Origin of the sequence: Bacillus cereus group sp. BfR-BA-01453, assembly GCF_022662915.1 — a bacterium.
Taxonomy (GTDB): Bacteria; Bacillota; Bacilli; order Bacillales; family Bacillaceae_G; genus Bacillus_A; species Bacillus_A paranthracis.
In genome coordinates this window covers 378,113-392,241 of the sequence record NZ_JAKUEN010000001.1, presented here as the reverse complement: position 1 = coordinate 392,241, position 14,129 = coordinate 378,113, and the positions used below count along the sequence as shown (strand labels likewise).

Below are 14,129 nucleotides of genomic sequence, written 5' to 3'. Positions count from 1 at the left end.
ATAGAATTGTTTCATGCGAATTTTAATATTTGTAGGCCAACACTTTTTTTGTAAAGGAATCGGCAATAATAGAATAGCCTTTATCATTTGGGTGTACTTGGTCAAAGAGTAAATCTTTCTTATCATTCGATATTAATTTGCGGATTGGTAAAACGATAGATGGTTGATTTGCTTTTGCAATGGAATAAACGGATTCATTCCATCCGTCTAAAAACATATCTGCATAACTTGCGATGGAGTCATCGAGTTGTAACGGGTTATAGAGTTCAGAAAGAATGAGTAAAGCATCCGGATTTTGATCTCGGACTGTCTTTACAATATTTTTTACATCCGCTTCAAAATGAGCTTTTTCTTTATTTAACATTTTAATACCGTCTATAACACCGACATCACGATTTAAGCGAAACAAATTATTTCCCCCAATGTTAATTGTAATAATATTGGCTGCTCTAATTTTTTGCTTTACATCTTCTGAGTCAACCTTTTTAGCGAGACGATCGGTTGTAAGACCGTTTATCCCAAGGTTTTCTACAGTAATTGGTTTATGAATTTGTGCTTCTATTTGTTTAGAGGCTAATTCAGCAAATCCACCTTGTGTCGATCCATATCCTTTGGCGAGCGAATCACCTAGTACGAGATGATAAAAGGAATCGTTTGTTTGCTTATCAATCCAACTTGGAGTAGATGTTTTTTCTGTTTTTTCTTCGGGTTCATTTTGTTTTGTCTCATCGTTCTTTTCAAAATAAGAATAAGAAATGATTAGAAGGAGGAGACAAACAATTGTTAAGATGACTTTTTTCATAAATTCATCCTCCTTGTAATTGGTAATTGTATCATATTCAGCAGTATTAACAATGTAAGGGCATATTATATGTTTATGAAAAGTTTACAATAACTTTACAGAAAATTTGTAGAAGTATGTCAAAAAATATTGACGATATGAAAGTACATTATATATGATAATGTCAGATAAGGTGAAATTTTAATTAGTAGGGCTTTATTTCCCGATGAGTAAAATCTCACCAATCGAGCGTTTAAGAGGACTACTCATTAACGCAGGATGAAATGAAAATCTTATCTCCAATAGAAGAAAAAAGGTATGTGATTAGAGACAGATTCATTTCATTATTTTTGGTAATTGTATAAGGGGGATTTTTTGTGAAAAAGTCAAAAAAAATGCTAGCTGGAGCAACTCTTGCTATTGGTGTTATAGCGCCGCAAGTATTGCCAGCAACAGCTCATGCGGATGAGCAAACTGGGGAGAGTACGGTTAACTTACGAATTCTAGAAACATCAGATATTCACGTTAACTTAATGAATTACGATTATTATCAAACGAAAACCGATAATAAAGTAGGTCTCGTGCAAACTGCAACACTTGTGAATAAAGCACGTGAAGAAGCGAAGAACTCTGTCCTGTTTGATGATGGGGATGCATTACAAGGGACACCGCTTGGAGATTATGTAGCGAATAAAATAAATGATCCGAAGAAGCCTGTGGATCCTAGTTATACGCACCCATTATATCGTTTAATGAATTTAATGAAGTATGACGTCATCTCTCTTGGGAATCATGAATTTAACTACGGTTTAGATTATTTAAACAAAGTAATTAGTAAAACAGAATTCCCGGTTATTAACTCGAACGTCTATAAAGATGATAAAGATAATAATGAAGAGAATGATCAAAATTACTTTAAACCATATCATGTTTTTGAAAAAGAAGTAGAAGATGAATCAGGTCAAAAACAAAAAGTGAAAATTGGCGTAATGGGATTTGTTCCACCTCAAGTTATGAACTGGGATAAAGCAAATCTAGAAGGAAAAGTGAAAGCAAAAGATATAGTTGAAACAGCGAAAAAAATGGTGCCAAAAATGAAAGCAGAAGGTGCCGATGTTATCGTTGCACTAGCGCATTCAGGTGTTGATAAGAGTGGATACAACGTTGGCATGGAAAACGCATCGTATTATTTAACAGAAGTTCCTGGTGTAGATGCGGTATTAATGGGACATTCACATACTGAAGTGAAGGATGTATTTAATGGTGTTCCAGTTGTAATGCCTGGTGTCTTTGGAAGTAACTTAGGTATTATTGATATGCAATTGAAAAAAGTAAATGGAAAATGGGAAGTACAAAAAGAGCAATCGAAGCCGCAACTTCGTCCGATTGCTGATAGTAAAGGAAACCCACTCGTACAATCTGATCAAAATTTAGTTAATGAAATTAAAGATGATCATCAAGCGACAATTGATTATGTGAATACAGCTGTAGGAAAAACGACAGCGCCAATTAATAGTTATTTCTCATTAGTACAAGATGATCCTTCTGTACAACTTGTGACAAATGCACAGAAATGGTATGTAGAAAAGTTATTTGCTGAAAATGGGCAGTACAGCAAATATAAAGGAATTCCAGTTTTATCTGCAGGAGCACCATTTAAAGCAGGTGGCCGAAACGGTGCTACATATTATACCGATATTCCAGCTGGAACGTTAGCAATTAAAAACGTGGCAGATTTATATGTATATCCAAATACGTTATATGCTGTAAAAGTAAATGGGGCACAAGTAAAAGAATGGCTTGAAATGTCTGCAGGTCAGTTTAATCAAATTGATCCAAAGAAAACAGAAGAACAGCCGTTAGTAAATATAGGTTATCCTACATATAACTTCGATATTTTAGATGGCTTAAAATACGAAATTGATGTAACACAACCGGCGAAATACGATAAAGATGGAAAAGTTGTAAATGCTAATACGAATCGTATTGTAAATATGACATATGAAGGGAAGCCAGTAGCTGACAATCAAGAATTCATCGTCGCTACAAATAACTATCGCGGAAGCAGCCAAACGTTCCCGGGTGTAAGCAAAGGGGAGGTTGTATACCAATCACAAGATGAAACGCGTCAAATCATTGTGAAGTATATGCAAGAAACGCCAGTTATTGATCCAGCAGCAGATAAAAATTGGACGTTTAAACCGATTGTTGCCGATAAATTACATACAACATTCGATTCTTCACCGAATGCACAAAAGTATATAAAGAAAGATGGAAACATATCATATGTTGGACCATCTGAAAATGAATTTGCTAAATATGCAATTGATATAACGAAGAAGAACGATGATGATAAAGAAACTGGTGGAGAGAACCCGACAACACCGCCAACAGGTGAAGGAAATAATGGAGAAAATCCAACGACACCACCAACAGGTGAAGGAAATAATGGAGAAAATCCAACGACACCACCAATAGATGAAGGTAATAATACAGGATCTGGACAAACTACAACGGATAATCAAAACGCAAAAGAAACAACAACTGTAAGTGAAAAGAAAGAAGAACGTGATTTACCGAAAACAGGTACAAGTGTTGTTTCTACAATTGGAGCAGGTTTGGCGTTTGTTGGAGCAGGATTCCTTCTGTTATTTAGAAGAAAGAAAGCAAATAGATAGTGGAGAAATATAAAAAGGATTACCGATTCAGGTAATCCTTTTTCGTATATTATGAAATTGTTACTGCTTTTTCTTTCTTCCATGAAAGGCCAAATCCTGTGAAACCAACAATAATTGTTAAGACTGGGCAAGCTAAACAGAAAATTGCGAATGGAAGGTAATCAAATGTCGGAACGCCAAGGACGTTCGATAAGAATACACCACTTACTCCCCATGGTACGAGCGGGTTAATAACTGTACCTGCATCTTCTAGTACGCGTGATAAATTACGACGTTCTAAACCGACTTCATCGTATTTATTAGCAAATGCTTGTCCCGTTAAAACGATGGATAAGTATTGCTCCCCAAGTAAGAAGTTTACACCAATTGCAGTTGAAGCAGTAGAAATAATTAAGCGTGTGCTATTTTTAACGAAGCTAGAGATGATATTCATTAGCTGCGTAATAATACCCATTCCTTGTAATAATCCTCCCATACAAAGAGCTAGGAAAATAAGGGCAATCGACATCATCATACTTTGTAGACCACCGCGAGATAGTAAACTATCAATGTCTTTAATACCAGTTTTAGAAACGTATCCGTCTTGCATAATTTTCATTAAATCAGCTAAAGAAGTGCTAGGTTTAAAAATAAAGAGAATAATAATTCCTACCACGATTCCTGCAAGCAATGTTGGTACTGCTGGGACTTTTTTAAATGCGAATAGGAACAGTAATAAAATTGGGATTAGTGTAACGATAGAAATCGTTGTATTTTTCTCTAATGTACTAATAAAGTTTGTGAAGTCAACGTCTCCACTCGTACCTCCTCCTAAAATGAAAAAGGCGATAAAAGCAATAATGAATGCTGGAACTGTTGTCCAAAGCATGTTACGAATATGCTCAAATAGATCTACACCTGTTACAGCAGGAGCTAAGTTTGTTGTATCAGATAAAGGAGACATTTTATCTCCAAAGAATGCACCAGAAATAATTGCGCCAGCGATTAGAGCTGGATCGTATCCGAGAGCACTACCCATACCCATAAAGGCAAGTCCTACAGTTGCGGCAGTTGTAAAAGCACTACCGATACTCGTTCCAACAATTGCACAAACAACGAAAACAGTTGGAATGAAAATTTTAGGAGATACAAGTTGGAAGCCGTATACCATTAAAGTTGGGATTGTTCCAGCGGCGATCCAAACACTAATTAATACGCCTACAAGTAAGAAAATAAAAATAGATGGAATACCAGCTGAAATACTACTAATCATCCCTTTTTCCATCGTAGACCAAGAGATTTTTTTTATAAATCCAAATGCTAATAAAAGAACGATGCCAAATAAAATTGGGATGTGTGGTGAAACTTCTAATTTGATAACACTAAAGCCAATGCAGAAAAAGATAAAAAATGTTAATAGAACAGATTCAATTTTTGAAACCATTGTTTTTCCCTCCTAAGTAATCTAAAATAGCTCTTTTTTATATAAAATTCGCCAATATTGTTTATTTCCTTCTAAAATTTAGAATTTTGTGACAAATTACTGGTAATTGTTAATCCTTCAATATGATACGGAAATGTTTGGATAAAAAAACGTCCCTGCATATAAATATGCAGGGACGAAGAAATCGCGGTACCACCCTAGCTTGTGAAATGAATGTATCACAAAATAAAGGGTCGTATGATATGCGCTAATAAAATAAAAACGCCCCTGCAATATATGCAGGGACGAAAAGTTCGCGGTACCACCCTAAATTGTGAAACAGTATCGTTTCACCACTCTTTAGATATAACGGTCTATAACCGTCTTTCACTACTCCTTACGTTTCGCAAAAGAAGCTCCAGGGGGTAATTCATATTCGCTCTGTACTGGTTCGCACCGACCACCAGCTCTCTGAAATCAGAAATCGAAATACTACTAAATCCTATCAATGCCGATTCATATGATGTTAGTTAAATTTTTATCATATATTCATCATACATGTCAATGAAAATGTGTAATATTTTTTTAGGGAAATAAAGGAGATAGGTTTTAACACCGAAAAATGTGCGTTATAATGAATTTGAAAGGGGAGGAAAGAGTGAAGAAAAAAATAATTCTTTTTACCACCTTACTAGTCATTGGCGGAAGTGCTGGAATTTACACAGCTTTTGCAGCTGAATCAGAGCAGGCGAAGCAAAAGCAAATGCAGCAGTCAGAAGTGAAGAAAGCGAAAGAAACTGAAGAGAAGAAGTCGATGGAGAAAGCAGCTACGAAACTAGGAGTTTCTACTGATGGAAAAACAAAAGAAGAAATTACGAAAGAAGTAAATAAGGCTAGATTTGAGCAGCGTCATGATTTATTAATTGAGCATGCGAAGCAACTTGGAATTGATACAGAAGGAAAAAAGGATGAAGAGATTATTTTAGAAATCGGAAAGATACAACATGGAAAGTAGAACAACTTATCTTATGATAGGTTGTTCTTTTTTAAGAACTACTTGATTTAAAAATAATTGACAGTCATTTAGTTTTAATGTTAACTATATTTATAAACTAGTTAACATTAGGGGTGACAATTGTGACTTTTAGTAAGAGTACGACTGACAAACCATCTTATACATATGAAGAATTATCGGAGAAAAACAAAGCCTACGTATGGCACCCATTTACACAAATGAAAGATTATTTAGAAGAAGATCCTGTCATTATTGAACGTGGAGAGGGAAGAAAGCTATACGATGTAAATGGAAATGAATATTGGGACGGTGTTTCGTCTATTTGGTTAAATGTTCATGGGCATCAAGTGCCGGAACTAGATGAGGCAATTCGTAAACAATTAAATAAAATTGCCCATTCTACTATGCTAGGACTTGCTAACGTTCCATCTATTTTATTAGCAGAAAAAATAATTGAAGTTGTACCAGAAGGTTTGAAGAAAGTATTCTATTCCGACTCCGGTTCTAGCGCTGTTGAAATTGCAATTAAGATGGCATTTCAATATTGGCAGCATAAAGGAAAACCGAAGAAACAAAGATTTGTAACATTAAAAGAAGCGTATCACGGTGATACAATTGGGGCTGTTTCAGTAGGAGCAATAGACTTGTTTCACCAAGTGTATAGTTCACTTTTATTTGAGGCAATTAAAATGCCTTATCCATATACATATCGTTCTCCTTATGGAAATAATAAGGAGGAAATTGTAAAAAAACATTTAGAAGAAATGGAAGAGCTGCTGAAAGACAAACATGAAGAAATTGCAGCGATAATTGTAGAACCTTTAATGCAAGGTGCTGGCGGTATGATTACAATGCCAAAAGGATACTTAAAAGGGCTACGTAATTTATGTACAAAATATAACGTTTTATTTATTACAGATGAGGTAGCGACTGGATTTGGGCGTACCGGGAAAATGTTTGCATGTGAACATGAAAATGTAACGCCGGACATTTTAACAGCCGGAAAAGGTTTAACGGGCGGATATTTACCAGTTGCAATCACCGTAACGACAGATGAAATTTATAATGCCTTTTTAGGAGGCTACGAAGCACAAAAAACGTTTTTCCACGGTCATAGTTATACAGGGAATCCGTTAGGGTGTGCGGTAGCAATTGCAAATTTAGAACTATATGAGAAAACAAATTTAATAGAAGAGGTGGCACGTAAAACAGAATATGTGGCGACGCAATTAGAAGAACTCTTTGCATATAAACATGTAGGGGATATTCGTCAGTGCGGGTTAATGGTTGGAATTGAACTTGTGAAGGATAAGGAAACGAAAGAAGCGTTTGAATGGACAGAGAGAGTCGGTGTTCAAGTATGTAAACGCTCAAGAGAACTAGGCATGGTTATCCGACCGCTCGGTAATACGATTGTCTTTATGCCACCTCTTGCTTCTACAATTGATGAGATTGATGATATGTTACGTATTTTGTATAAAGCAATCTCGGATGTTACGGAGGGAGAATAATGAGCGGTTTTTTTATAACAGCAACGGATACTGAAGTGGGAAAAACTGTCGTTGCCGGTGCATTAGCAGGTGTATTTAGAGAATTGGAATATAACATCGGGGTATATAAACCGTTGCAAAGTGGACATGTTGCATCAAATCCAGAGGGAGATGCAGCAAGGTTAAAGGCATTATCAGGTGTACCGACAAAAGAAGATGAAATTTGCCCATATTCTATTGAAGAGCCGCTTGCTCCGAGACTTGCTATGAAAAGAGCTGGAAGGACAGTAACGTTAAAAGACATTATTCATCACTATAATGAACGATTGAAAGAGTTTAATAGTCTGCTTGTAGAAGGAGCAGGTGGATTAGCTGTTCCGTATACAGAGGACGCTTTAGTAATTGATTTCGCAAAAGAATTACAACTTCCACTTATTGTAGTAGCACGCCCTACATTAGGAACAGTAAATCATACAGTTTTAACGATTGCTTATGCAAAGGCACATGGTTTAACAGTAGCAGGTGTAATTTTATCTGGCTGCAAAGAATGCGAAATAGAAAGAGTGCAAGAAAATAAAGAAATGATTGAAGAGCTAAGTGGGGTACCGGTTTTAGGTTTATTACCATTCTTAGCAGGTGAGTTTACAAGAGAAGAAGTCTTGGAATCTGCTAAAGAATATATAATGATTTCAAAATTAGAGGAGCTTATCCGAAATGAATCAAACGTGGCGCACACATCTTCAATCTAAATTGCAACAATTACATGAGCGAGAGCAGTATCGTAATTTGCATGTAACAGAACAAGCAGAAGAGACATGGCTTATTCGAGATGAGAAAAGGATGCTAAATTTAGCATCAAATAATTATTTAGGGTTAGCTGGAGATGAAAGGTTAAAAGAAGCTGCTATCGCATGTACAAGAAAATATGGAACTGGGGCGACAGCATCAAGGCTCGTGGTAGGAAACTATTCACTGTATGAAGAGGTTGAGAGAAGTATATGCGATTGGAAAGGCACTGAAAAGGCCTTAGTTGTGAATAGTGGATATACCGCAAATATTGGAGTGATCTCTTCATTAGTGAGTCGTCACGATATTGTGTTTAGTGACAAATTAAATCACGCAAGCATTGTTGATGGAATTATATTAAGTGGGGCAGAGCATAAAAGGTATCGTCATAATGATTTCAATCATCTGGAGACGTTGTTAAAAACAGCATCTCCTGAAAAGCGGAAATTAATCGTAACAGATACTGTTTTTAGTATGGATGGTGATACTGCGTATTTGAGGGAGTTAGTGGAGCTGAAAGAGAAATACGGGGCAATTATTGTAGTGGATGAAGCGCATGCGAGTGGAATATATGGAATCGGCGGAGCTGGATTATCTCATATAGAAGAAGATCTTGCTCAAAAAATAGATATACATATGGGGACGTTTAGCAAGGCTTTAGGGTGTTATGGTGCGTATTTGACAGGCGATGCAATTTATATAGAGTATTTACGAAATACAATGAGAAGCTTTATTTTTACTACTGCATTACCGCCAGGAACATTAGGAGCGGTACAAAAAGCAATTGAAATTGTAAAAGAAGATAATGAAAGAAGAGAGAGGCTTAGAGAGAATGGAGCATATTTCAGAAACCATTTACGAGAAGCTGGTTTTGATATAGGAAATAGCTCAACTCATATTGTACCGATCGTAGTCGGTTCAAATGAAAATACTTTACGGTTTAGTAAAAGGTTACAAGAGGCAGGTATTGCAGCTATTGCAATTCGTCCGCCCACTGTACCGGTCCATAGTTCTCGAATTCGCTTTGCAGTTACATCTGAACATACAATAGCTGATTTAAAATGGGCTATTGACCGAATTACCCACATTGCGAAAGAAGAGGAGCTTTTCGTATGAAAGAGCTGAAGATCATTTTTATCCCTGGATGGGGAATGGAAGAAAATATTTGGGATTTAGTACTTCCGCATTTTAAAGGATATTTTGTTCAATGCATTGATTGGCGTAACGTGAAAGAACAAAGTGAATTTGCAGGGCGAATAATAGATGTAGCAAAGGATGAAAATGTAATTTTAGTTGGATGGTCACTAGGAGCGTTAGCGGCAATTCAAGCTTATAAAAAAATTAAGGCAAAGGGTATCGTACTAATTGGTGGTACTGCTAAATTTACAAATGCAAGTGACTATAGTAATGGTTGGAATGCTTTGCATGTAGAACGGCTGAAAAGAAATTTGGCGAGAAGGAAAGAAGATACGCTCAAGCGATTCTATGAAAATATGTTTACGAAAGATGAGTTGAAAGAAAATAAAAGTTTTGAAGACATCGTAAAACATTTTAAAGGTGATTCTATTCAGTCTTTACAATTCGGTTTGGATTATTTAATAGAAACAGATATGAGAGAAGAATTGAAAGAAATAAAAGTACCTATACTGCTTATTCATGGAGAGCAGGATGTAATATGTCCATTGTCTGCAGCGCGTAGTATGGCTGAGAATGAGACTGCTACGCTCAAGGTAGTAAATGAGGCTGGGCACGCATTATGCGTAACGAATTTTGAATATTGTGTAAATGAGATAATTCAATTTGTAGAGGGGATACGACATGATCAACAAAACGTTACTACAAAAACGGTTTAATGTAGCAGCTGTATCCTACGATCAATATGCAAATGTACAAAAAAAGATGGCACATTCATTACTTTCTACATTGAATCGGCGATATAGTGTAAATGCATCGATACGTATTTTAGAACTTGGATGCGGGACAGGATATGTTACAGAGCAATTATCAAACTTATTTCCGAAAGCACATATTACAGCTATTGATTTTGCTGAAAGTATGATCACAGTTGCCAAAACTAGACAAAATGTAAACAATGTAACATTTTATTGTGAGGATATCGAAAGATTACGACTAGAAGAAACGTATGATGTCATTATTTCAAATGCCACATTTCAATGGCTAAATGATTTAAAACAAGTGATAAGAAATTTATTTCATCATTTGTCTATAGATGGGATATTACTCTTTTCAACATTTGGACAGGAAACATTTCAAGAATTGCATGCTTCGTTCCAGCGAGCGAAAGAAGAAAAAAATATACAAAATGAAACATCGATTGGGCAACGTTTTTATTCGAAAAATCAGTTGCGCCATATATGTGAGATAGAAACAGGGGATGTACATGTTTCTGAAACGTGTTACATAGAGAGATTTACAGAAGTTAGGGAGTTTCTACATTCTATTCGTAAAGTAGGAGCGACCAATAGTAATGAAGAATCATATTGTCAAAGTCCCTCACTCTTTCGTGCGATGCTTCGCATATACGAAAGAGACTTCACGGGAAATGAAGGGATAATGGCAACGTATCATGCTTTATTTGTGCATATAACAAAAGAGGGGAAGAGATGAAATGAAACAAGTACAAACAAAAAGGGATTGGAAAAAACTTGCATACGACGTCGTAGAAGAGAAAGTGATTACGAAAGAAGATGCAATAGCGATATTAGAGGCTGACGATACAGAGATTTTAGAAATTATGAATGCTGCGTATATCATTCGCCACCATCACTTTGGTAAGAAAGTAAAATTAAATATGATTATTAATACGAAGTCTGGATTATGCCCTGAAGATTGCGGATATTGTTCACAGTCTATTATTTCAGAAGCACCGATTGATAAATATGCATGGCTAACGCAGGAAAAGATTGTAGAAGGAGCACACGAAGCAATTCGCCGTAAAGCGGGTACGTATTGTATTGTGGCATCTGGTCGTCGTCCGACTGATAAAGAGGTAAATCACGTAATTGGAGCCGTTAAGGAGATTCGTGAAACGACAGATTTAAAGATTTGTTGTTGTTTAGGTTTCTTAAACGAAGATCAAGCAGGACGTTTAGCGGAAGCGGGTGTACACCGTTATAACCACAACTTAAATACACATGCGAATAATTACGAAAGTATTTGCTCCACTCATACGTATGACGATCGTGTTGATACAGTTCAAAAAGCGAAACAAGCGGGTATTTCACCATGTTCTGGGGCAATCTTTGGAATGGGAGAGACAATAGAAGAACGCGCTGAAATTGCATTCGAATTACAACGTATAGATGCAGATTCCATTCCATGTAATTTCCTTGTTGCTGTGAAGGGTACACCGCTTGAAGGACAAAAGGAGTTAACGCCAGTAGAATGTTTAAAAGTGCTGGCAATGATGCGTTTTGTAAACCCAACAAAAGAAATTCGCATTTCAGGAGGGCGTGAAATCAATTTACGTTCTGTACAGCCAATCGGTTTATTTGCAGCGAACTCTATTTTTGTTGGAGACTACTTAACGACAGCTGGACAAGAACCGACTGCAGACTGGGGTATGATTGAAGATTTAGGGTTTGAGATTGAGGAATGTGCATTATAAGATGGAAAAAAGCAAACTTGTAAAAGAGTTTGCTTTTTTTGTAAATAAAATGTAATAAATAGTTGTGAACGCTTGATACTAGTGACTTTTGAGCGAAAAAAAGAATTTTGGTGGACGAATTTTCCAAGCACCAATTGTACATAGTAAATATGTAATTTATCCGACTTTAATGGGCAGTAAGACCCACACCTCAAAAAGCAGCGAAAGCAAAGAAGTTAGGTGGGGGATCAACTGCCCATAAAAGTCCGATTGGTTCAACTAATAATCAGTGGGGGATGAAGCCCCCCCACTGATTAAAGTTTCACTTTATATTGGGTTGGAGGATTTTACATGCACAAATATATATTAGCGATTATGACTTGTCTCATTTTACTAAAAGCGATAAGTGCTGATCCAGTTAAGGCCGCCGAAAATCCTGAACAAAAAGAGATGCAACAACGAATTGAACAACATTTTCGAACGAAAGCTGAACATTTTGGATTGAAAACAGAAGGGAAAGATTTAAAGGAAGTACGAAAAGAAATTACTATTATAGAAGAAGCGAAGAAAAGAGAGAATGTATGGAGAACAGCACAAACACTTCGTATACAAACAGAAGGAAAAACAATGGATGAATTAATAAAAGATGTACGGAAAAAAGTAAAAAAATAAAAAGAGGCCGCAGCCTCTTTTTATTATGCCCATTGTTTTGATAAGTGAGCCATTTCGATTGCAGCAACGGCGGATTCATAACCTTTATTACCAGCTTTCGTGCCCGCGCGTTCAATCGCTTGCTCGATCGTTTCAGTCGTCAATACACCGAAAATAACGGGGATGTCTGTTTGTAGTGATAAAGAGGCAACACCTTTTGCTACTTCATTACAAACGTAATCGTAATGTGTTGTAGCACCACGAATGACAGTGCCTAACGTAATAACAGCATCATATTTCCCGCTATTCGCCATCTTTTTAGCGATTAAAGGAATTTCGAATGCGCCAGGCACCCAAGCAACATCAATATCAGTTTCTTCTACACCGTGACGCTTTAATCCGTCTAAAGCTCCGCCAAGTAACTTACTTGTAATAAATTCATTAAAACGTCCAACAACAACCCCAACTTTTAATCCTGTACCAACTAAATGACCTTCGAATACCATAATAAATCTCTCCTTTAATTATAAATTTAGTAAATGTCCTAATTTGTTTACTTTCGTTTGTAAATACGTTTTATTTTCTTCTTTTGTTGGCATTTGTAACGGTACACGCTCGATTACTTCTAAATCGTAACCTTGTAAGCCAGCAATTTTTCGTGGATTATTCGTTAATAATCGTAAATGTTGTAAACCTAAATCTTTCAAAATTTGAGCACCGATACCATAATCACGCAAATCCGCTGGGAATCCAAGCTTTTCATTTGCTTCTACAGTATCGAACCCTTCTTCTTGTAACTTATAAGCGCGAAGCTTATTTAGAAGCCCAATACCTCGTCCTTCTTGTCTCATATAAAGAAGAACGCCTTTTCCTTCACGCTCAATTTGAGCAAGGGCAGCATGGAGTTGTGGTCCGCAATCACAGCGGCACGAGCCAAATACATCTCCTGTTAAGCACTCTGAATGAACGCGTACAAGTACAGGCTCTCCTGTTGAAATATCACCTTTTACGAGTGCGATATGCTCTTTCGAGTCTAATGAATTAGAATAGCCAATTGCATGGAAAGTACCGAAATCTGTAGGTAATGTAATTTCCACTTCTCGCGTCACTAATGTTTCATGGTGGCGGCGATAAGCAATTAAATCTTCTATTGTAATCATTTTTATATCAAATTGTTTTGCACACTGTAGTAAATCAGGTACGCGTGCCATCGTACCGTCCTCATTAATAATTTCGCAAATGACGCCAGCTGGTTCCGCTCCGCAAAGCTGTGCTAAATCGACAGCAGCTTCTGTATGACCAGCACGGCGCAGGACACCGCCTTCTTTCGCAATTAATGGAAAGATATGTCCCGGACGATTGAAATCAGCACCTTTTGATGCAGGATTTAACAATTCTTTTATTGTAGTTGCACGTTCGTGGGCACTAATCCCAGTTGTTGTAGAAACATGATCAATGCTCACTGTAAATGCAGTATGATGCGAATCTGTATTATGAGCTACCATTGGTTCTAATTGTAGACGTTCTGCGTACTCTTCCGTAATTGGTACACAAACGAGGCCGCGCCCATGTGTAATCATAAAGTTAATTGTTTCTGGCGTAATATACTCTGCTAAAGCGATAAAATCGCCTTCATTTTCACGGTTTTCATCATCACATACGATAACGACTTTTCCTTGTTTTAAATCTTCTAGAGCTTCTTCAATACGATGAAACATC

General features: G+C 36.7%; 13 protein-coding genes and 1 other annotated feature. Of the genes, 9 read left to right on the top strand and 4 right to left on the bottom strand.

The window, feature by feature from the left end; translation table 11 throughout:
- Nucleotides 1-22 precede the first annotated feature (22 nt).
- Entirely contained in the window at nucleotides 23-802 is a 780-nt protein-coding gene (locus MR070_RS01995; RefSeq protein ID WP_044793842.1) for a GDSL-type esterase/lipase family protein, read from the bottom strand.
- A gap of 356 nt (nucleotides 803-1,158) precedes the next feature.
- On the opposite strand from MR070_RS01995, the gene cpdB reads away from it, so the two are divergent.
- Nucleotides 1,159-3,459 carry a bifunctional 2',3'-cyclic-nucleotide 2'-phosphodiesterase/3'-nucleotidase gene (gene cpdB / locus MR070_RS01990; protein ID WP_242260457.1) on the top strand — a complete coding sequence of 767 codons (2,301 nt, stop codon included), beginning with the start codon at nucleotides 1,159-1,161 and terminating at the stop codon, nucleotides 3,457-3,459.
- Nucleotides 3,460-3,508: 49 nt separating this feature from the next.
- Here cpdB and nhaC read toward each other — a convergent pair whose 3' ends face one another.
- Nucleotides 3,509-4,882, bottom strand: coding sequence for a Na+/H+ antiporter NhaC (nhaC, locus tag MR070_RS01985; protein WP_000253714.1), 1,374 nt, complete (start codon nucleotides 4,880-4,882; stop codon nucleotides 3,509-3,511).
- Between the two features lie 277 nt (nucleotides 4,883-5,159).
- Nucleotides 5,160-5,379, bottom strand: a binding site (T-box leader).
- 140 nt (nucleotides 5,380-5,519) lie between these two features.
- Between nhaC and MR070_RS01980 the strand changes: the two genes are divergently transcribed.
- From MR070_RS01980 to MR070_RS01945, 8 genes are all read left to right on the top strand, one after another.
- Nucleotides 5,520-5,876 (top strand): hypothetical protein, encoded by a 357-nt coding sequence (locus MR070_RS01980; RefSeq protein WP_000726895.1) that lies wholly within the window; start codon nucleotides 5,520-5,522, stop codon nucleotides 5,874-5,876.
- Nucleotides 5,877-5,998: 122 nt separating this feature from the next.
- Complete coding sequence (bioA, locus tag MR070_RS01975) at nucleotides 5,999-7,387, top strand: adenosylmethionine--8-amino-7-oxononanoate transaminase (RefSeq protein ID WP_242260455.1); 1,389 nt, start codon at nucleotides 5,999-6,001, stop codon at nucleotides 7,385-7,387.
- A complete protein-coding gene (bioD, locus tag MR070_RS01970; protein ID WP_242260454.1) occupies nucleotides 7,387-8,115 on the top strand; it encodes an ATP-dependent dethiobiotin synthetase BioD in 729 nt (242 codons plus the stop codon). The genes bioA and bioD overlap by 1 nt, the downstream gene beginning before the upstream one ends.
- Nucleotides 8,081-9,268: an 8-amino-7-oxononanoate synthase gene (gene bioF / locus MR070_RS01965; protein WP_139895869.1), complete on the top strand. Its 1,188-nt coding sequence runs from the start codon at nucleotides 8,081-8,083 to the stop codon at nucleotides 9,266-9,268. The genes bioD and bioF overlap by 35 nt, the downstream gene beginning before the upstream one ends.
- Entirely contained in the window at nucleotides 9,265-10,005 is a 741-nt protein-coding gene (locus MR070_RS01960; protein ID WP_000661274.1) for an alpha/beta fold hydrolase, read from the top strand. Before bioF ends, MR070_RS01960 begins: the two co-directional genes overlap by 4 nt.
- Nucleotides 9,971-10,780 carry a malonyl-ACP O-methyltransferase BioC gene (gene bioC, locus MR070_RS01955; RefSeq protein WP_000608938.1) on the top strand — a complete coding sequence of 270 codons (810 nt, stop codon included), beginning with the start codon at nucleotides 9,971-9,973 and terminating at the stop codon, nucleotides 10,778-10,780. The genes MR070_RS01960 and bioC overlap by 35 nt, the downstream gene beginning before the upstream one ends.
- A gap of 1 nt (nucleotide 10,781) precedes the next feature.
- The gene (bioB, locus tag MR070_RS01950; RefSeq protein WP_000815866.1) at nucleotides 10,782-11,780 is read left to right on the top strand and encodes a biotin synthase; all 999 of its coding nucleotides are present in this window, start codon (nucleotides 10,782-10,784) and stop codon (nucleotides 11,778-11,780) included.
- Nucleotides 11,781-12,110: 330 nt separating this feature from the next.
- A complete protein-coding gene (locus tag MR070_RS01945) occupies nucleotides 12,111-12,431 on the top strand; it encodes a hypothetical protein (RefSeq protein WP_000549778.1) in 321 nt (106 codons plus the stop codon).
- 23 nt (nucleotides 12,432-12,454) lie between these two features.
- On the opposite strand, the gene ribH is transcribed toward MR070_RS01945, so the two are convergent.
- Both ribH and ribBA read right to left on the bottom strand, forming a co-directional pair.
- Nucleotides 12,455-12,916 (bottom strand): 6,7-dimethyl-8-ribityllumazine synthase, encoded by a 462-nt coding sequence (gene ribH / locus MR070_RS01940; protein ID WP_000230900.1) that lies wholly within the window; start codon nucleotides 12,914-12,916, stop codon nucleotides 12,455-12,457.
- Between the two features lie 18 nt (nucleotides 12,917-12,934).
- Nucleotides 12,935-14,128, bottom strand: a complete 1,194-nt coding sequence (ribBA, locus tag MR070_RS01935) for a bifunctional 3,4-dihydroxy-2-butanone 4-phosphate synthase/GTP cyclohydrolase II (protein ID WP_139895868.1) — start codon at nucleotides 14,126-14,128, stop codon at nucleotides 12,935-12,937.
- Nucleotide 14,129: the final 1 nt, after the last annotated feature.